General features: G+C 39.0%; 19 protein-coding genes and 2 tRNA genes. 12 read left to right on the top strand and 9 right to left on the bottom strand.

Features of this window, described 5'->3' with window-relative positions; translation table 11 throughout:
- Nucleotides 1-403: 403 nt before the first annotated feature.
- On the top strand, nucleotides 404-2,626 hold the full coding sequence (locus AC0L7Q_RS06235; RefSeq protein WP_413402836.1) for an NADP-dependent isocitrate dehydrogenase: 2,223 nt from the start codon (nucleotides 404-406) through the stop codon (nucleotides 2,624-2,626).
- Nucleotides 2,627-2,736: 110 nt separating this feature from the next.
- Here AC0L7Q_RS06235 and AC0L7Q_RS06230 read toward each other — a convergent pair whose 3' ends face one another.
- The 3 genes from AC0L7Q_RS06230 to AC0L7Q_RS06220 all read right to left on the bottom strand — a co-directional run bounded on the left by AC0L7Q_RS06230 (nucleotide 2,737) and on the right by AC0L7Q_RS06220 (nucleotide 6,259).
- Nucleotides 2,737-3,978: an amidohydrolase family protein gene (locus AC0L7Q_RS06230; protein ID WP_413401784.1), complete on the bottom strand. Its 1,242-nt coding sequence runs from the start codon at nucleotides 3,976-3,978 to the stop codon at nucleotides 2,737-2,739.
- Nucleotides 3,979-3,990: 12 nt separating this feature from the next.
- Nucleotides 3,991-5,373, bottom strand: coding sequence for an amidohydrolase (locus tag AC0L7Q_RS06225; RefSeq protein ID WP_413401782.1), 1,383 nt, complete (start codon nucleotides 5,371-5,373; stop codon nucleotides 3,991-3,993).
- Between the two features lie 100 nt (nucleotides 5,374-5,473).
- Nucleotides 5,474-6,259, bottom strand: a complete 786-nt coding sequence (locus AC0L7Q_RS06220) for a hypothetical protein (protein ID WP_178955830.1) — start codon at nucleotides 6,257-6,259, stop codon at nucleotides 5,474-5,476.
- 244 nt (nucleotides 6,260-6,503) lie between these two features.
- On the opposite strand from AC0L7Q_RS06220, the gene AC0L7Q_RS06215 reads away from it, so the two are divergent.
- Nucleotides 6,504-6,866 carry a DUF3718 domain-containing protein gene (locus tag AC0L7Q_RS06215; protein WP_409425239.1) on the top strand — a complete coding sequence of 121 codons (363 nt, stop codon included), beginning with the start codon at nucleotides 6,504-6,506 and terminating at the stop codon, nucleotides 6,864-6,866.
- Nucleotides 6,867-6,950: 84 nt separating this feature from the next.
- Here the strand turns inward: AC0L7Q_RS06215 and AC0L7Q_RS06210 are convergent, their stop codons facing one another.
- Nucleotides 6,951-7,643 (bottom strand): DUF445 domain-containing protein, encoded by a 693-nt coding sequence (locus tag AC0L7Q_RS06210; protein WP_409425238.1) that lies wholly within the window; start codon nucleotides 7,641-7,643, stop codon nucleotides 6,951-6,953.
- A gap of 121 nt (nucleotides 7,644-7,764) precedes the next feature.
- Here AC0L7Q_RS06210 and AC0L7Q_RS06205 point away from each other — a divergent pair, with 121 nt between their 5' ends.
- Entirely contained in the window at nucleotides 7,765-8,634 is an 870-nt protein-coding gene (locus AC0L7Q_RS06205; protein WP_409425237.1) for a fructosamine kinase family protein, read from the top strand.
- A gap of 108 nt (nucleotides 8,635-8,742) precedes the next feature.
- On the top strand, nucleotides 8,743-8,946 hold the full coding sequence (locus AC0L7Q_RS06200; RefSeq protein ID WP_008464077.1) for a CPXCG motif-containing cysteine-rich protein: 204 nt from the start codon (nucleotides 8,743-8,745) through the stop codon (nucleotides 8,944-8,946).
- On the opposite strand, the gene AC0L7Q_RS06195 is transcribed toward AC0L7Q_RS06200, so the two are convergent.
- Nucleotides 8,943-9,569, bottom strand: a complete 627-nt coding sequence (locus AC0L7Q_RS06195; protein ID WP_413401779.1) for a riboflavin synthase subunit alpha — start codon at nucleotides 9,567-9,569, stop codon at nucleotides 8,943-8,945. The genes AC0L7Q_RS06200 and AC0L7Q_RS06195 overlap by 4 nt on opposite strands.
- A 190-nt stretch (nucleotides 9,570-9,759) precedes the next feature.
- Between AC0L7Q_RS06195 and AC0L7Q_RS06190 the strand changes: the two genes are divergently transcribed.
- From AC0L7Q_RS06190 to AC0L7Q_RS06170, 5 genes are all read left to right on the top strand, one after another.
- Nucleotides 9,760-11,115, top strand: coding sequence for an MATE family efflux transporter (locus AC0L7Q_RS06190; protein WP_138604919.1), 1,356 nt, complete (start codon nucleotides 9,760-9,762; stop codon nucleotides 11,113-11,115).
- A complete protein-coding gene (locus AC0L7Q_RS06185; RefSeq protein WP_409425233.1) occupies nucleotides 11,093-12,142 on the top strand; it encodes a DUF3080 family protein in 1,050 nt (349 codons plus the stop codon). The genes AC0L7Q_RS06190 and AC0L7Q_RS06185 overlap by 23 nt, the downstream gene beginning before the upstream one ends.
- 113 nt (nucleotides 12,143-12,255) lie before the next feature.
- Nucleotides 12,256-12,332 (top strand) — tRNA-Val (locus tag AC0L7Q_RS06180).
- 229 nt (nucleotides 12,333-12,561) lie between these two features.
- Nucleotides 12,562-12,638 (top strand) — tRNA-Val (locus tag AC0L7Q_RS06175).
- Between the two features lie 371 nt (nucleotides 12,639-13,009).
- Nucleotides 13,010-13,195, top strand: coding sequence for a hypothetical protein (locus tag AC0L7Q_RS06170; protein WP_409425232.1), 186 nt, complete (start codon nucleotides 13,010-13,012; stop codon nucleotides 13,193-13,195).
- Nucleotides 13,196-13,249: 54 nt separating this feature from the next.
- On the opposite strand, the gene AC0L7Q_RS06165 is transcribed toward AC0L7Q_RS06170, so the two are convergent.
- A complete protein-coding gene (locus tag AC0L7Q_RS06165) occupies nucleotides 13,250-13,735 on the bottom strand; it encodes an REP-associated tyrosine transposase (RefSeq protein WP_409425231.1) in 486 nt (161 codons plus the stop codon).
- A 247-nt stretch (nucleotides 13,736-13,982) separates the two neighbouring features.
- On the opposite strand from AC0L7Q_RS06165, the gene AC0L7Q_RS06160 reads away from it, so the two are divergent.
- Nucleotides 13,983-14,282: a hypothetical protein gene (locus tag AC0L7Q_RS06160; protein ID WP_409425230.1), complete on the top strand. Its 300-nt coding sequence runs from the start codon at nucleotides 13,983-13,985 to the stop codon at nucleotides 14,280-14,282.
- Between the two features lie 179 nt (nucleotides 14,283-14,461).
- Complete coding sequence (locus tag AC0L7Q_RS06155; RefSeq protein WP_409425229.1) at nucleotides 14,462-14,752, top strand: hypothetical protein; 291 nt, start codon at nucleotides 14,462-14,464, stop codon at nucleotides 14,750-14,752.
- Nucleotides 14,753-14,792: 40 nt separating this feature from the next.
- On the opposite strand, the gene AC0L7Q_RS06150 is transcribed toward AC0L7Q_RS06155, so the two are convergent.
- Nucleotides 14,793-15,716 carry a hypothetical protein gene (locus AC0L7Q_RS06150; protein ID WP_409425228.1) on the bottom strand — a complete coding sequence of 308 codons (924 nt, stop codon included), beginning with the start codon at nucleotides 15,714-15,716 and terminating at the stop codon, nucleotides 14,793-14,795.
- Nucleotides 15,717-16,061: 345 nt separating this feature from the next.
- On the opposite strand from AC0L7Q_RS06150, the gene AC0L7Q_RS06145 reads away from it, so the two are divergent.
- On the top strand, nucleotides 16,062-16,961 hold the full coding sequence (locus AC0L7Q_RS06145) for a substrate-binding periplasmic protein (RefSeq protein WP_409425227.1): 900 nt from the start codon (nucleotides 16,062-16,064) through the stop codon (nucleotides 16,959-16,961).
- Between the two features lie 62 nt (nucleotides 16,962-17,023).
- Here the strand turns inward: AC0L7Q_RS06145 and AC0L7Q_RS06140 are convergent, their stop codons facing one another.
- On the bottom strand, nucleotides 17,024-18,304 hold the full coding sequence (locus AC0L7Q_RS06140; RefSeq protein WP_409425226.1) for a sensor domain-containing diguanylate cyclase: 1,281 nt from the start codon (nucleotides 18,302-18,304) through the stop codon (nucleotides 17,024-17,026).
- Nucleotides 18,305-18,854: 550 nt separating this feature from the next.
- A complete protein-coding gene (gene prpF / locus AC0L7Q_RS06135; protein ID WP_413401773.1) occupies nucleotides 18,855-20,024 on the bottom strand; it encodes a 2-methylaconitate cis-trans isomerase PrpF in 1,170 nt (389 codons plus the stop codon).
- Nucleotides 20,025-20,034 lie beyond the last annotated feature (10 nt).

Genomic DNA, 20,034 nt, shown 5'->3' with positions numbered 1-20,034 from the left:
TCTTAAAAATCCCTAACCACTCCAATATAAATTGCCTCATTGTTTGTTAATTCAACCCCACTCCTTGATTTTATTTTATCTACCCCAATAATTTCAGTATTAGATGTTTAACTGCTGGCGTCTGGCGTGTAATCCTAGCCCTTTTTAGCCAAGCTTGTTACACTCTTTATCCTGTAAAACGTAATTACTTTAGCCTAATGGCTAGTTTGTATTTACATAAATTTTAGTTATAAAAGACATTAGTCCGTCAGGTGTGATTATTCTCACCTTGTTTAGGTTATACGAGTACCAACACCTAACAGACTACTCATTGCATGTACTAATGCTTTATTTAAAAGTATTAAGCGATGATTTCTTTGCATTGTTGAATTTGGCCAATGCGGCCTACTATCTAGGAATGATGATGACATCAAAAATTATCTATACAAAAACGGACGAAGCTCCGGCACTAGCAACTTATTCGTTGTTACCTATTATCCAAGCATACACAAATGCGGCAGGTGTTGAAGTTGAAACACGCGACATCTCATTAGCTGGTCGTGTAATTGCGAGCTTCCCGGATTACCTAACAGAAGAACAACGCATTGGTGATGCACTTGCAGAACTTGGCGAAATGGCAAAAACACCAGAAGCTAACATCATTAAATTACCGAACATTAGTGCATCAGTTCCACAACTTCGCGCTGTAATTAAAGAGCTTCAAGAAAAAGGTTATGCACTTCCAGAATACCCGGTTGAACCTAAAAACGATGAAGAGAAAGCGATTCAAGCTGCCTACGATAAAATTAAAGGCAGCGCAGTAAACCCTGTACTTCGTGAAGGTAACTCTGACCGTCGCGCACCAGGTTCAGTGAAAGAGTATGCACGTAATAACCCACATTCAATGGGCGCGTGGAGCAAAGATTCACAATCTTACGTTGCAAGCATGGAAGAAGGTGACTTCTTTGGTTCTGAGCAATCACTAACTGTTGATGAAGCAACGGATGTTCGTATTGAACACGTAGCGGCTAATGGCGATATCACTGTACTTAAACAAAGCACGCCATTACTTGCTGGTGAAGTAATTGATGCATCACGTATTAGTGCTGCGAAATTACAAGCATTCCTAGAAGCTGAAATTAATGCTGCTAAAGAAAAAGGCGTGTTATTTTCGCTTCATATGAAAGCAACCATGATGAAAGTATCTGATCCAATTATCTTTGGTCACGCTGTAAAAGTATTCTACAAAGACGTTTTTGCAAAACACGGTGCACTTTTTGAAGAGCTAGGTGTTGATGTAAATAACGGTTTAGGCGATGTGTACTCTAAAATTCAAACATTAGATGACGCTAAGCGCGAAGAAATTGAAGCAGACATTCAAGCGGTTTACGCTAACCGCCCTGCTATCGCCATGGTTGATTCTCATCGTGGTATTACAAACTTACACGTACCAAGTGATGTGATCATCGATGCTTCTATGCCTGCTGCAATTCGTTCAAGCGGTCAAATGTGGAATAAAGACGATAAATTACAAGACACAAGCTTTGTAATTCCAGATCGTTGTTACTCTGGCGTTTACCAAGCAACCATTGATTTTTGTAAAGAGCACGGTGCTTTTGATCCTACAACTATGGGTAGCGTACCAAACGTTGGCCTTATGGCTCAAAAAGCGGAAGAATACGGCTCACATGACAAAACATTTGAAGCAAAAGCTGATGGTACTATTCGTGTTGTTGACACAAACGGCAACACCCTACTTGAGCACAGTGTTGAGCAAGGTGATATCTGGCGTATGTGTCAGGTTAAAGATGCACCAATCCAAGATTGGGTTAAGCTTGCAGTAAACCGCGCTCGCGCAACAGGTAATCCGGCTATTTTCTGGTTAGATGCAGAACGTGCACACGATGCTGAGCTAATCAAAAAAGTGAACAAATACTTGCCAGAACATGATACTGCTGGCCTAGATATTCAAATTTTATCGCCAATGGATGCAACCTTGTTCTCACTAGCACGCATCAAAGAAGGTAAAGACACGATTTCTGTAACAGGTAACGTATTACGTGATTACCTAACAGATTTATTCCCAATTTTAGAATTGGGTACTAGTGCTAAAATGCTTTCAATTGTGCCACTAATGAATGGCGGTGGTTTATTTGAAACAGGTGCTGGTGGTTCTGCCCCTAAGCACGTTCAACAGTTTGAAAAAGAAAACCACTTACGTTGGGATTCTTTAGGTGAGTTCTTAGCACTTGCTGCATCACTTGAACACCTAAGCACAACAACGGGTAACAACAAGGCACAAGTACTTGCTGATACACTTGATAAAGCAACGGGCACATTCCTAGCTGAAAACAAATCGCCTTCACGTAAAGTAAAAGAAATTGATAACCGTGGTTCTCATTTCTTCTTATCTTTATTCTGGGCTCAAGAACTTGCTAAGCAAAATGAAGATAGCGAGCTTAAAGCGCAATTTACACAAATTGCTAGCGACCTTGAAACCAATAAAGAGCAAATTGTTAACGAGCTAAACGACGCACAGGGTCCTGCAATGAACATTGGCGGATACTTCCAGCCAAATGACGATGCAGCCTTTAAAGCAATGCGTCCAAGCACAACATTTAACGAGATTTTATCTAAACTAGTATAAATCAATTAAATGAATGAAAAGGCGCTCACAGAGCGCCTTTTTTGTGCTTAGGCGAAAGGTGTTCGTAAAAAAGGCCGCTAATGCGGCCTTTTAAATTCAACTTAAAAAGTTTATTTTGTGTATGCGCGTGGCATGTTCGATTCTGTTGTATAGCGCTCACGCAGTTTATCTTGGCGAGATTCAGTACTAACCTCAACTCCATTGATAAACATTTTATTCACGTGGCTGCTCAGCTCAAACGGGTCGTTACTCCACATAACAACATCAGCGGCTTTTCCTACTTCTAGGCTACCGGCATTAATACCAAATACATCAGCTACATTCGAGGTCATGGCCCTTAATGCGCCTTGCTGGCTCATACCGTAAGACACTGCGTTACCGGCATCGTAGCGAAGCTGGTAAACATTGTGACTTGCGTCACCACCCACAGTTAATAGCACTTTAACACCGGCTTTTTCTAGTATTCCGGCATTATTCAAGCTTGCATGCAACGAATCAAAGCTGCCTGGTAAGTTATCCATTGCACTAATGATCACAGGAATGCCTGCTTTAGCGATGCGATCTTTAACTACAACGGCATCTTGAGCGCCATTAAGGACAATGTTTACGCCAAACTGCTGTTTCACTTTTATTAGTTCAACAATATCAGCCGAACGCGACACACTAATTAGTAATGGCATATCGCCTTTTAGTACTTTAGCCATTATGGTGTCTTCAGCACTTGGCTTAGCGTCGTCTTTTTTAGCGTCTTTACTTGCTTTGGTTTGATGCTCATCTAACTTATTGATAAGTGTTTGCAAGGTAAATGCACGAGAGCCTTTACTACGCTCACCTAAATGAACCACTAGTGCAGCTTGCTTTTTATCTACGCTTTCAAAGCTACCACTTAAATCAACAACACTTGCTAGGCCTGCAAATATGCTGTCACCACCGTATGGGGTGATCAAATCGCGAGTGATACCGCCTTTACGTGCATAAGGAATTAAGCTTGAACGAGGATTGAATGCTAAGCTTGCATCAAAATCGATACCCGCTTTGTCTTCTCCTGCATCGCGAGAACCGGCAACTGCACCTACTTCAACTAAGCCAAGCTGGTTTACACTGGCGATAAAACCAGCCGTCACTATTTGACCTTTAGCATCAATAACTTTGTCAGCTTCAACATCGCTAGGGTTAATGGCAGTGATTTTGCCATCATTCATTACAATGCTAGCTCCTTCTAATACACCTTGATCTGAAGATGTATGCAAAGTTGCATTAATGATTGCTAATGACTGGGCGCTTACGGCACCCGATGCTAGTAGCCCTGCAGCAACCAGAGAAAGCGAAAACGAACGTGATAATTTTTTCATTCTGGGTGCTCCTTATTGTTGACCTAACATAAAATCACTTTGTGCTTGGAATGCGCTATCGTTTCTATCGTAAACTTTTGCGCCATCAACAAACACTTGCTCTGCTTTTGCATAAACACTAAACGGGCTTTGATTCCAAATAACAACATCAGCTTGTTTACCTGTTTCAAGTGAGCCTGTTTTATCTTCAATGCCTAATGATTTAGCGGCGTTAGACGTGATCCATTTAATCGCGTGTTGCTCAGAAATATCAAACCCATTTTGGTTTGCACTGTACATTACTTTTGCGGCTTCTTGGTTCAAGCGTTGAATCGTCGTATCAGAATCTGAGTGCACAACAGCACATGAGTTTTTAACTGCATCAACAATAGCTACGTTCTCTTGCACCATATCGTAGGCTTCCATTTTAAAGCCCCACCAGTCTGGCCAAAGTGCTGCACACGAGCCATTTTCAGCTAATAAATCAGCAATCTTATAGGCTTCAATTCCGTGGTGGAATGTGCCGGCATGGTAATTAAACTCTTTAGAAAGGTCGATCATCATCGCCATTTCTTCTGCTTTGTAGCAGTGATTGTGAATACGAACGTCACCTTCTAAAACACCACGTAATGTATCGTATTTAATATCACGATGTGGAGCTTCTGGGTTTTTACCCGCAGCGTAATCAGCATCGTATTTATCCCACTCACGCTTATATTCTTGAGCGCCAATCCATGCTGTGCGATATCCTGCCATATTACCCATACGTGTCATCGGTAATACACCTTTGCGACCGTAAACACGTTTAGGATTCTCACCACACGCCATTTTTAAACCGTATGGTGCGTCAGGAAATTTCATCCCTTGCATGGTGTGAGCCGGTACATTTTTAAGGGTAACACCACGTCCACCGAATAAATTAGCTGAACCAGGTAAAATTTGTAATGACGTAATACCGCCTTCACGTGCGCGATTGAAACCTGGATCTTGTGGCCAAATTGAATGTTCAACCCATACTTCTGCAGTATTTGGACTGGTCATTTCGTTGCCATCTTGATGAGATTCAACCGATGGATTTGGATAAGCACCTAAATGTGAATGAACGTCAATAATGCCTGGTGTTACCCATTTACCTTGTGCGTCGATGGTGGTATTCGCATCAGCGGTTAAATCTTTACCAATTTGCTGCACTTTACCGTCGACAATTAATACATCGGCTTCATCTAAACGTTCACCCGTACCTGTTAATACAGTCGCATTGGTGATTAACGTGCTTGATGTCGCTACCGGTTGGTAAGTACTTGGGTATGGGTTTTTATTAATGGTTACTTTGTCATCTTGTGGACCGCTTTCTTGGCAACCAACAAGTGCTGCTGCTAAACCAACAGCTAACAATGAGGGAGCAAATTTTTGCATGTTTTTAGGTTCTCCTGTTTTTTTACTACTTTAGCGAAAGCAAACGCATAAAGCTAAAAAAACAGGTGAAAAGGCGGTTATTTAAGGTGAATTTCTGTAATTATTTTTTTATATAATTGTTATAAAGCTTATCCAATGCCCCTTCTGTGGTAAGCGATGGATCTTTACTTATAAAGTGTTTAACCGTTCGGGTTACAAAATCCGAATTTTGCTTATGTAATTTTGAAAAATCTTTTATCAATGTATTACCATCTTTTGCGGCTGTAACTTTATCATGACGATGCCTGTATTGGCTCAATGCCTTATTAAAATCACCTTGATAGTCTTCCACTAAAATTTTATAAAAATCACTTTTTTGCACCTTTAATACAGTAATGCAATAGTTAAGCGCTTCTTTGAAATCGGTAAATACAGTGCCTTCAACATCAAACTCTTTGGTTTTTTCACGCACTGTGACACGTGCTTCCTCAGTGGCATAACTAAACCCCGTAAAGGCGAGTCGCTCAGCCGCTTCTTTACCCAGCTTCATACCTGCTTGAATGCTATGAGCAAATTCATCACTCATATCAGCGAGTTCATTTTCTTCCCACATATTATAAACACGCAAAGGCTTTGCGTACTTATTAGATAACTTCTTTTTAAGTTTACTGAATCGCTCATCAATGGTCATTAATCGTTCATTATGAAGTAATGCATGGCATTCATAACAAGCTGCAATAGCAACAAAGTCAGCTTCTTCGCCTAAATCAATAATACTTTGTAGCATGTGCAATGGCGGACAATGATCGCGCTCTGTTGCTTCACAGCCGCAATAAAAACATTGGTTAAAATGCTGTTGCTCACACGCATAAGCTTGCTGGTAGTAACTTGCTAACGTTTTATTCACAATTGCGCTCCAAAAATATAAAATGCTACAAATTTAGGGCGCGATAATAACAGCCTGAAAAAATATTTCAGTAGGAAAACGCTAAAGTGTGTCAAAAATAAATTATTTATGAACAACTTTTCATACACCTACAAAATTGCACGATTTATATACACATCTTCTTACAGCTTACCCCATTCAGTTAACAACATTCCTGCTACATTAGGCAATACTTAAGTTGCACATAAACAAAGAGGCAAATACTATGATTTCTTTTAAAGCATCCCTGTATTCAACGGTATTATTGGGCGCAGCAACATTAACGACACCGGTAATGGCAACCACCTTTGTTGCCGCTGATTCATCACCCGGTACGCAAGCTTGCATGGCCGTTGCATCTAACAAAAGACTGACACTTCACAGAGCCATGAAAGATCTGCGAATTAGTAAACATGTAATTGGCAAAAAATTACTCTGTAATGATTTATCAATGGATGATTTTGTAGCGCTGTATGATTTAAATAAATCAGCACGCTTTTTAAATATTGAAGCGTCTACTAGTACGTCAATAAAAGACTTAGCAAGGGCAAACAAACCGCTTGTGGTTATTATGGCGGGGTCTAAATAATATTACAGGTTTTAAATGCGTTTAATTTACTCGATTCAAACACGTTAAGCAGGGGCTAAGTACCTGCTTAACGTGTATTTATTATCAAATAAGCGCTGCCAACAAACCAAATAAGCCACCAAATACCCCACCCCACACAACGAGCCAGCCTAAGTGTTCGCGTATCATGGTTTGAATTATTTCTTTTACCATTTTAGGGGTGAGTTCATCTAAGCGTTCATCCACTAACTTAAGCACCGTATTATGCAAACTTTCCGCGTTATTACCTTGGGTTAACATGTCGGTTAATAATGTTTTAAAATCGTCGGTATCGCTAATTTGCACTAGTGATGACTGCATTTTTTCAATAAACTTTTCTCGCATCGGCTCAACGGCTTCAGTGCCGCCAAACATTGCAAGCATGCTACCAAATTGTGATTGTTCAATAACCACTAACAAATTATCGAATGCAGGATTTAAATCCACCTTATAAATAACTGACTCAAAGTCTATCGTTGGTTGAGCCTTACTTAGAAGCTTGTCTATTTTATGCTCAGAAAAGAACTCCGTAAGTATTAAGTTTCTTATAGCCACTTTAAAACTTTCAAACTTAAGTGCAATTACACCCGAACCATATAAAAACGGCACTTTTTCAAACAGCATATGAATAGCGAGTAAGTTTGTAACTGCACCGGAGAGTGCAAATAAGCCCACCGAAAGTACAATGGTTTGTTCAAATACAAAACCAATAACAACACAACACGCTGCTAATAAGTTAGTGATAAAACTTTTATTCATTTTTATTCCATTTCAGTGATTTGTATCAGAAATTGATAGCCTTAATTTTACACCGATTAATTTGTTTATTTAATCCCTTTTTGCCATAGTTTATTTATAGGTTTAAAAGGTGACTATTGTTATGTGGAAAACAATCAATCAAGAGATCAGCCAGGCTATCCATTATGATTTTAAACACACCCATAAACGTCAATTGCAAAACACATCCACCGATAAGTTATTTCATTTAAGCGATGGCAAGCACAATTACTTAGTTAAAATTGGGCAAAAACATGAGCTAGAGCGCTTTGAGGCTCAAGCTCAAGGCTTAAAACAGCTTACTCAAAACAGTGTATTTATGGTTCCCGACTGCATTACAACTGGGGCCAATATAGAATACGCCTTCATTGTATTAGAGTGGCTTACATTTGACGAGCTTCCCCACACTCATTGGTCAACTATGGGGGAGCATCTTGCCATGTTACATCAAAAACACCAGCAAGCGATGTTTGGTTTTGATACCGACAATTATTTAAGCTCAACGCTTCAGCCTAATCAGTGGCATAAAAAATGGGATGTATTTTTTGCAGAAGAACGTATTGGTTGGCAATTACAATTATTAGCTGAAAAAGACATTGTACTTTCAGACCCCGAACAACTAATAAATTTAGTAAAAGAGACACTGCATAATCATCATGTTTTACCCTCATTATTACATGGCGATTTTTGGCGTGGTAACCTGGGCTTTGTAAATAACATTCCGACCTTGTTTGACCCTGCCTGCTATTACGGTGATCGGGAAGTCGATATTGCTATGAGCGAGCTCTATGCTCCCCTTCCAGAAGATTTTTATGATACCTACAAGCACCACTACCCTTTAGCACAGGGTTATGAGCAACGTAAGCTTGTTTACCAGCTTTACCCTGTTTTAAACAACGCTAACATTTTTGCGGGTCATTATCTAAATCAGGCTAAAGAGCACGTTGATAAACTAATAAACTTACTAGACTAAACTCGTAAACTAAAATAAATGCAGTAAACAAGATATAAGCACTATATTTAGTGTAAGCCCGTTGTGTGCTACCCACGTAAAAAAACTTAGTTTTTATGAGGTGTTATTATGAAAGACTTTTTATCACAACGTATCGCCTGTCCACATTGTGGACATCATATTCATTTAGATCTCGATGCCAGTATGGGCGATCAAGACTACTATGAAGAATGTAGTGCCTGTTGTAACCTTATACACTTGAACATGCATATAGACTATGCACGTAACAAGTTAGAATTACATGTGGACAGCGATGACGAACAAATATTTTAGCTATGTTGGCGCATGTAGTTTTCAACGGTGTTTATGATTGTGTAGGTTTGCTGGTCGACTTCAATATTGAACTCATCACCCACAACGGCTTCACCTAAATTAGTTATATCGAGTGTTTCTGGTATTAAATGCAACCAAAAGCCAAACTCATCAATATTACCCACCGTTAAACTTGCGCCATTAACAGATACAAACCCTTTGTATAGCACATATTTTTGCCATTTTTTTGGCAGGCTGAGCTGTATTTTGTAGTTGTTTTCTAACTTAACTATTTGCGCTATTTTTGCAGTGCAATGAATATGTCCAGATACAATATGTCCACCCAATTCAGTACCAAATGACACTGAACGCTCATAATTAACTAAGCTACCCAATTCCAGTTGCCCAAGATTAGTAAGCTGCAAGGTTTCGTCAATCACATCAAAATGCACTTGAGCAACCACATCATGGTTACTTAGTTCTACTTTTACCACAGTCAAACAGCAGCCGTTTATAGCGATGCTGGCGCCTAGGTCTAAATGCTTCACGTACTGCTCATTGACAGAAACTACCAAGCGTAACACGCCCTGTGAATGGATTTTAGAAACTACCGTTGCTTGAGTTTGAATAATTCCGGTAAACATAAAAATCGCTTCTATTTCTTACAAAGTGCTAGTTTAACGTATCAAAAGACAAAATCATTCACTTAATAGCACTTATTCATGGTTATTTTCACCACCAAGATGAATTAAATACAAACACCGACCACCAGCATAGCTTGGCAGATCACAATAGATTACAATGCGACTATGTTTTTCTGAATAGCTGTTTTTTATGACTTTTTGTAGTTGGGAAGCCAAACGTTTACTTTCTCTTGCCGTTCCGGTTTTTTTAGCACAAGTAACTTTAGTATTAATGTCGGTGGTTGACACCATTATGGCCGGACAAGTGAGCCCTACCGATTTAGCTGCACTGTCAATTGCAACGGGGATATGGAACCCAATTTTATTAGCAATACAAGGGATTTTATTAGCATTAACGGGCGTTATTGCACAATTCGCTGGTGCTAAAGATCGTAACGGCATCAGCCATTATTTTCAGCAAGCCCTTTATTTAACGCTCCTTTTAAGTATTGCTGGTTTTAGTGCGGCGCAGCTTGCCAATACTGTTATTTTACAGCTAGATACCACCCCTGCAATTGCTGGACTTGCTTTTGACTACATCCATTTTGTTAAATGGGGGGTGTTTGGATTTTTGATTTTTACCGTTTACAGAAATATGACCGAAGGCATGGGCATGACCAAGCCCGCATTTTATATTAGCCTACTGGGGCTTGCAGTAAATATTCCACTCAATTATATTTTTATCAATGGCTTATTTGGCCTACCAGCGTTTGGCGGAGCCGGTTGTGGTATTGCTACTGCACTCGTATTTACTGTTATGGCCATTGCGCAGGTAACTTATTGCCAGCTCAGCAAAAAAGTAGACGCTAAAGGCTTATTAACTGGCTTTGAAAAACCTAACTTTAAAACCATAGGTATTATTACCAAACTAGGTATTCCTATATCACTAGCCACTTTTTTTGAAGTAACCTTGTTTGCCTGTATACCTTTATTTATTGCGCACTTAGGTGCGGTGGCCGTGTCTGGCCATCAAATTGCAGCCAGTGTTACGGCACTATTATTTATGATGCCTCTTAGTCTCTCAATTGCAATTAGCATACGAATTGGTAATTTATTTGGGCAAAATCATTTAGATCAATTAAAAGTAGCCGTGTCTACAAGTTATATTTTAGCGGCAATTATCGCTCTATTTATTGCTTTTATTACTTTTATAGGTCGCGATGTGATTAGCGAGCTTTATAGCGATAGCCCTGCAGTACTTGCACTTGCTTCATCAATTATGATTTTAGCCTGTATTTATCAACTTCCTGATGCATTACAAGTGGCTGCAAATGGTATACTAAGAGGGTTAAAGCATACCGCGCCTATTTCTTATATCACTTTTATCTCTTATTGGTTAATCGGCTTTAGTTTAGGCTACGTATTAGCAAGAACAGACTTAATAGTGCCAGCAATGGGCCCGCATGGATTCTGGATAGGTATCATCGTTGGCTTATCAGTAGCAGCTGTACTGCTAATGCTGACAGTGCATAGGCGATTTAAACGTGAACCATTTATTCTCTCTTAAACAATCTATAAATAACACACTGCCACTTAGTTGGTTACAGGCAGTGTGCTGTGTATTTCTTTTTGGCTGCTCAGAGCAGCCCAGTGAGGCAAATAAAACGTATTTGTCTCGCTTGAGTAGTACCTTGCAAGTTCCCGAGCCAAACACAAATTCACTACAACAACTTACTTTAATTGAGCCTGTTAAAGCTTTACAACCAGCAATTAAAATTGGCATAACTGAACTTGCTGGTATTAGCCAATGTAAACTGAACGTTTTAATAAGCGAGCATAATAATCAGTTAGGTAAAACAGCCACCGCTGCTAGTCAATTGAAGTACCAAATAGATTTTATTCAAAGCGCGCAAAACTGTTTAAATAGCTTGGATAAACAAAGCAAGATTTACAACAAAATTGCTGCGGCAAAAACTCAAAAACAAGCTCAGCTCACTCAGTTTTTCAACAATATGTTATTTAGTGAACCCGAGCTCAACAGCAGTTGGCAATTAACCGGCCAAGAGCTCAACACTCAACCGGCTGGGTTTAGCGACACAGTTGAGGGGCTTAAAAAGCTAACTACCATAAAACAGCTAATAGAAAACCAAAATAGTATGGCAATAAACAGTGATGATATTTTGTCAGCGCTTGAGCCGCTTAACAGATACAAATTTAACCAACAACTTATTCAAGCCGCACGTGAACAAATTAGCTTAAATCATGCAGCCACCCAGTTTGTAAATACCTTAACGCTTGAAGATATATGCCCAAAGGGTAAAAACAAGCAGCAAGCTAAAATTGTCAGTAATATATTCAATAAATATTATTTAAAACAAATTCAGCCTTATCAGGCGCAATTAAGTGGCTATTTAGAAACATTGCAGCCAATGTATTTGAAGCTGTGGTTTAATCAAGCAGTAAGTAGTGAAGAGATAAATGCCCTACTTGACCCAAGCGCTAACAATTTACTTACTCAGCTAAAGTCGTCAGCAAAAGAGCATGTTATATGGTGGCAAAAGTTTTATAAAACGTGTGAAATCAGTCCAATATGAATAAAAAAACGGCAAATAAACTCAAATAACATAAACATGCTTGATTCACTCCCCATCACGCTATATATTAGCGACCGTTGTTAAGCAATTAACAACTCTTAAATACATGCAATACGACTGTAGCTCAGTTGGTTAGAGCACTACCTTGACATGGTAGGGGTCGGTGGTTCGAATCCACTCAGTCGTACCAAAATTAGCATATTTAAAGTGCGTTGAAGGAAAGAGCACTACCTACTCTTGATCACCCGGTCCAGAGGTCAGTGGTTTGAATCCATTTAGTCGTACCAAAATTAGTAAATAATGTATTTAAAGTACGTTGAAGGAAAGAGCACTACCTACTCATGATCACCCGGTCCAGAGGTCAGTGGTTCGAATCCACTCAGTCGTACCAAAATTAGTAAAAATGTATTTAAAATTGTACGACTGTAGCTCAGTTGGTTAGAGCACTACCTTGACATGGTAGGGGTCGGTGGTTCGAATCCACTCAGTCGTACCAATTCAAAAAACACCTCAAGAAAAAGCACTACCTACTCTTAATCACCCGCTCCAAGGGTCGGTGGTTCGAATCCACTCAGTCGTACCAATTCAAAAAACACCTCAAGAAAAAGCACTACCTACTCTTAATCACCCGCTCCAAGGTCGATAGCTCGAATCCACTCAGTCGTACCAATTCAAAAAACATCTCAAGAAAAAGCACTACCTACTCTTAATCACCCGCTCCAAGGTCGATAGCTCGAATCCACTCAGTCGTACCAATTCAAAAACACCTCAATAAAAAGCACTACCCTCTCTTAATCACCCGCTCCAAGGATCGATAGCTCGAATCCACTCAGTCGTACCAAATCAAAAACACCGTAGGTCGGTTAAGTGGCGAAGCCACGCCACCCGACATTGGGTAAACACCCGACATTGGTTAACACTCAAACATCAAACACCACCCGACATAAAGCAAAACCTGCACCGGTAATGATTAATATCCAACATCGTCGGATGACGCCTTCGAATTATCCAACATCGTCGGATGACGCCTCTGGCTTATCCAACCTACGTTAATTATTGGGGACGTATGGGAAACACCCACATATAAGGTATTAATTATTCCCCACATCAATTGCGGCTGTACATTCCTGATGCGACCGCTTTATGAAAGCTTGAATGAGGCCAATCAATAACCCGTTCAACCAAACCATGTTTAAGCGGGTTAAAATGCACATAATTTACGTGGTGCCAATAATCACGTTCATCAACAATAGTATGCTCCCAAAAGCGACGTTGCCAAATCCCTCGTTCATTTTTATTAACGCGTGCGAGTGATAAATGTTCGTTTTTAGGCAAGCCTTTAGAAAAACGTTTTTTTATTTCGCGCCAGCGGCCAGAATAATCGCTATCACCTTTGGGTAAAGTTAATACTGCATGCATATGATCGGGCAACACCACCCACGCATCAATATAAAATGGTTTATGCATTTTTACCCAGCGCACAGACCCTCGCAATAAATCAATATGCTCAACCAATAATGACTTTTTACGATCCTGCAAATTAACCGTAAAAAAATACGTTCCTCCTGGTTGATAATTTCGACGATATCTCACAAAAATCTCCTTATAATAAACGGCTAAACATCGTCGGATGACGCCTTCGGCTTATCCAACCTACGTTAATTTTTGGGAACACTCCAAAAAAGGGCACTCGATCTACACTTGCTTAATAAATATCAAGTAACATCCATTTAATCACCCTGCAAAGTTAGAATTTATTGCTTGATAATTCATACTATGTTAACAAATAGACTATCTTATAAATTAATATATCAAAAGCACGCTAAGGAAGGATTTAACTATGAAGTTTGTTACGCTCATTTTACTAGCCTTACTTGGTTTTACAATTGAAGAAGCTCATGCAAAAACTGTGGTAAAAGTAGGTGGCTATGAGTTCCCTCCTTATATAGAAATTGTTGATGGGCGTGCTTCTGGTCTTACCGTTGAATTAATAAGCGAGCTAAATAAAATACAGCCTTCTTATCATTTTAAATTAGTACTAACCACACCCATTCGTCGCTTTAAAGATTACCAAAATGGCCTATTCGATTCGATTTTTTTGAGAACCCAGATTGGGGATGGCTACAGGGAAACAATGTAATTAGTAACTCCCCTGTTGTAGCCATAGATACTGAGGTATTTATTGCTTTAAAGCAATTTGCCAAGTCTCAAGCCTGGTTTGATAACTTAGCAGATAAAACCTTGGTGGGTATTTTAGGCTACCATTATCCGTTAGCTAATTTCGAAAGTAGCCCCTCAGTTCTTGAAAACGAATATAAAATGACCTTATTAAGCAGCCATAAAAGAAGTATTGAATTAGTATTAAAAAAACGCAGCGATAGCGCTATTGTTACTCGTTCTTACCTAAATCAATACTTTAGCAAGTATCCAAAAAGCAAGCGTTTGCTACTTGTGTCTGAGCGAGTGGCACAAACCTATAATCATCAGTTATTACTTCGCCCAAACCACACGCTAGATATAAGCACCTTGTATAAATGGGTAACGCAAGCACTCACGCAAGACAATATTGCAGCTAGGCTAAAGCAACTTGGGCTTCAACAGCCCCTCTAATTACACCTTTACTGCAGAATAGCCAAACAAATACTGCTAATTAATGGCAGTAACTAGAAAACTTACTATTCTCATCATTTGTCGCAAACTCAACTAAAGTCATCAGTAAATCACTGTGCTTATGAGTAAACCCAGTATTAGCAAGACGTTTTTCTAAATAGGCGGTAAAGTTCTTTCTCTGCTGATGTTGGCTTTGTAGCTTAATTAATAGTTCTGACTGTTTTTGGTTAATTAATCGTGTCTCGTATATCGGGTCTTCATCCGGCCAATTCTCAACTGGAAAACCCTTTTGTTGAAATACAAAATCACTCAACGAGCGTTCTATTTCATTATAATCATGCCCACCTAGCAGTTTTTCTATCTCTTTTAGTAAACTTGAGTACAAAACCCGAGGAAACAGCTTGTAAAAGTCATGATTTTTGAAAGACTCGCCAGAAGGCGTTTGTTGCCAATTTTCAAAGCTTGCCCGTAAAGCATGCACCAATATACGACCAACATAATGGCTTTTTTGAAACGAGACGCCTTGTGACTCTAATCTGGATAAAACATGGTTTAATCGTTGCTTTAAACTGCGTACTTCTAGTTGAAGTTCGCTTTTTTGAGCCTCTAGTAATTGTATTTCGTCAGCACTTGTTGTTATTTTTTGTTCTAATTTATTTATTTTTACTTGCGCACCATGAAACAAATTACGTGTATCTTTGAGCTCTGCCAATACACTGGCATTTTGTAATTTTATAGGCGAACTATCATCACCTGTATAGGTTATGGTTTGTTTACTGTTTATTAATGCTTCGTTTAACGCCTGCTCTAATTTACTTTCTATTACTTGGCCAGACTTACTACCTTTTAGCAAGTTGGTTAAAGTTAAAGAAATATGTTTTTGATACCAATTTTGGATGTGCTCACACTGCACATCAGATAAATTAGCAAACGGATTATCTTCACTTATTGGCTTATTAGCCATAAAAGTTCCCTCTAGTAAAAACACCTATAATTATCATACCAATTGCATTAAATTAGTGTTCTATTATGGCGCCTGAAAATAACGTAATAACAAGACGAAAGCTATAACATATAGTTATTCTATATAAATAACTTTACGCAGTAAGGGTGCCATTTAATACGATAGAATGATCATTTTTAAAAATCGGTATTGTGTCATATTTAAGTTAAGTTACTTATTTTTGTATATTAATAGCTATCGCTTTTTAAGGCTATACTTATATTGTTTGAATACTGAGAACATTTAAGTTGTTTATTCCAGATAACCCACTAAACTTAAGTGCACATATAAAAATGCATTATCCTTATGAGAATATTTTTAGTCGTTGCCTTACTTTTATCCTTCTTCACTTACGCAGATCCTGCGCCTGTAACCTACAATGTTGACGATAAAAATATTACTCTTCCAGGTAAAAAATATAAAAGTGGTTATGGCTATAATCTAAATGCTAATACCGTACTTCGTTTAGTTACACTTAACTGGCCTCCTTATATAGACGATAACCTATGCAATAAAGGCTGGCTTTACCAGCTTACAGTTAGCATGCTGGTTAAGCGTGGTTATGGTGTTCATATTGAGTTTTACCCTTGGGCGCGTGCAGTTCGTGAAGCAGAGCTAGGCAAAGCCGATATATTATTCCCTGAGTACTATATTGCCGACGACATCATATCTGAAAATATTTTAACCAAAACACGCAATCAATTATTAGCGCTATCAGAACCTATTCCAGGTGGCGACTTATCGTTTGTTGCACTTAAAGATCACACCATTGACTACGATGGCAGTATTAATTCTGTAAAAAATCGGGTTATGGGCGTAGTCCGCTCATATAAAAATAGTGACGAACTCGATGAACTGATTCGCCAAGGCAAAGTAAAAACCATTGTTGCAAACAGTGAATATCAGCTCATTCACTTGCTTTTAAACGGTCGCGTTGAGCTTATTGTTGCCGATTTAGAAGTACTTAAAGCCAGCGTTTACAAGTCACCTTTATCAAATAGAGATAAAAAAGTGATGCTAAATGCCCTCGTTGCATTATCACCAAGTATTGAGTACAAAAATCTGCATTTTTCAGTAAGTAAAGATACATCTAATTGGCAATCTATATTAGCTGACATCAACGCTGAAATTGCCATTATGCGTAAAAACAATACTTTTGAACGTTTTATCGCTCATAAAAAACAACAGTGCTATAACCTAGGGTAACCCTTAACAAGCTGAGTATAATTACCTTAGCCTGCTTGTTTTATGTCCATACCATATAAGTTTTAATTAAACACCACAGTTTGGTCACGGCCTATGCTTTTTGCTCTATAGAGCGCTTTGTCGGCATTTTTTAATAAGCCTTGCAAAGTGCAACACTCAGAAGTTAAGCTCGATACCCCGTTACTCACTGTGTAATTCACAAACTCACCACAGGGTAACTCTACCGGATTATCTTTTAAAAAATCCTGAAGCTTTGCTAATGTTTTAACTACAGTAGTAACACATTTATCCTGTGAAACAATGCAAAACTCCTCACCGCCCAAACGCGCTACAATGTCATTATTGTCACAAAATAATTTGAACGTTGCAGCAATACTTTGTAAGACCAAGTCACCACCTTCATGGCCAAATTGGTCGTTTATACGCTTAAAATGATCAATATCTATCATAGTTAGCGTTAAATGCTGTTCATTTTTAAAACAGGTATCAAGTGCAAGTTTACTCAATTCAATAAAACCTCTACGGTTAAGTAAATTTGTAAGAGGATCTTTAATCGTTAAATCTTTTAACTGCGCTTGATACTGTTTCATTTTAGTAATATCGCGCTCAATAGCCGCATAATAAGCCACTTCGCCCAAGCTATTTTTAAGTGGAAAAATATTCATATCAATCCAATAAGGCTCACCATTCTTTTTGTAATTAAGTATTTGCTCTGAAATTTGCTGTTTATTTTCTAGTGCATGCCTTATTTTATCGCGTGTTGATTGTTTAGTTTTAGGACCTTGTAAAATACGCGGCGTTTTTCCTTTAACTTCACCTAAATGATAACCAGTTACTTTAGTAAATGACTGGTTTGCATAAACAATTTTAGGTCCATTTTCAGTAATAGTATCAGCCTCAGTAACCAAAATAACATCATTGGCAAGTTCAACTATTTCTTTAAATGGGATCATTTGTTTCTGGTAAGTAATATCAATAAAGGTAGTTACTACTTCTGTGAGGTTATTATTTTCATCAAACTCTGGATAGGCGTTGCACAATACCCAAGTTATGTCTTCGCATGAGCTATCACAAATACCTAGTTCAATATTACTGATCGGTTTTTTACTATTAATAACTAAATTAACTGGATATTTATCAACACTGAGAGGTTTACGAAGTTCATCAATTAAGTTCCATTGGTTATCAAAAGCGTCATACCCTAAGGCTTGCTTTTGAGTCATACGTAAAATAGTTAATGCAGCAGGATTTGCATAAACAATGCTGCTATCTGGAGCATGTACAACCACTCCCGCATGCAAATTTTTAACTAATTTTTCTGCATTAAGCCTAGATAAATCCATTAACAACTCCGTAAACACATACTTCTAATAAATAGCTATAAATTTGGTATAGCACTTTTAATATATGTGAATATTTACTGTTATAACAGAAAAAATGATCCTTTCTTCTTAGGGTCTGTTGATCTTTCAAGGTTGAATTTGCAGCAGGCTGTTTGGTATTTAGGCAAGGCAGAGCCTATGTGGTGTGGTTATTCCCCATAAATAGGCGATAACGCAGCATCAATGCCAAACAGGCGCTGCCCGAAGGGTTCTGCCTAGGGGCGATTTACTCTTTGTTGCCTACATGGATGTAGGTAAGGGGCGTGAGCAGGACGCGGAAGCTTTGCTCAGTTTTTACTTATTCTTACATGGATGTAAGCCAGTAGAATAACGCAGGAGCAGTTATCGAGCCCACTAGGTTACAAACCTCGCGCCGCGATTAAACCGCCCCTAGTTTGAACAAATTTTAATCCGCAAAGGTCAACAGACCCTAGAAATATAAAACTAAAAAAAGCTGATAACCATTAAGTTATCAGCTCTGTGCTTTATATGACTGAAATTGGCATCCGACTTAATTAAAAGGCACTCTTACCATACCTTCCATTAACACACGGGCACTGCGGCTCATACTTGCTTTGCTAACCTGCCATTGGCCATCTGTCAAAATCGCCTCTGCACCCACTTTTAATGTGCCCGAAGGGTGGCCAAAGTTAACTTCATTAATAGCTCCACCACCAGCGGCTACATTAACTAAGGTGCCTTTTATCGCGGCTGCTGTGCCAATAGCAACGGCTGCTGTCCCCATCATTGCATGATGTAACTTGCCCATCGACATCGCGCGAACCAATATACTTATGTCGCTGGCATTTATGTGCTTACCACTTGAGGCTGTATAGTCTTTTGCTGGAGCAACAAATGCCACTTTAGGTGTGTGTTGACGTGCTTGTGCTTCATTAATATTATTAATTAAGCCCATTTTCACTGCACCATGGGCACGAATGCTTTCAAGCATAGTTAACGCCGCATTATCGCTATTGATGTCATCTTGCAACTCTGTACCGGTGTAACCAATATCCGCTGCATTTACAAAAATAGTCGGAATACCAGCATTGATCATGGTTGCTTTTAATATGCCTACGCCTGGCACTTCTAAATCGTCCACCACATTGCCTGTTGGGAATAACGCACCATCACCATCAGCAGGGTCAATAAATTCCAGCTTTACTTCAGCAGCAGGAAAGGTAACACCATCTAACTCAAAGTCACCGGTTTCTTGTACTTCACCATTCGTCATGGGTACATGCACTAAAATACTTTTTTTAATGTTAGCCTGCCATACACGCACAATAGCAATGCCATTATCAGGCACCCTGCTTTTATCAACTAAACCATTGCTGATGGCAAACGCGCCTACAGCAGAGGTTAAATTGCCACAGTTACCGCTCCAATCTACAAACGCTTTATCAATCGCGACTTGACCAAATAAGTAATCAACATCGTGATCGGGCTGTTCACTTTTACTTAAAATAACGGTTTTACTGGTGCTTGATGTTGCGCCACCCATACCATCAGTTTGTTTACCATAAGGATCGGGACTACCAATAACGCGCAATAACAAGTTATCGCGCGCCTCACCTGCCACTTGGGCAGGCTCGGGTAAATCAGTTAAATTAAAAAACACGCCTTTACTGGTGCCGCCACGCATATAGGTCGCTGGCACTTTAATTTGTGGTTTAAACATCTTTTTTATG

The organism is Pseudoalteromonas sp. KJ63-1 (assembly GCF_055808145.1).
Note: the sequence above shows the minus strand (reverse complement) of the source record. Positions and strands in the feature narration are given on the sequence as shown.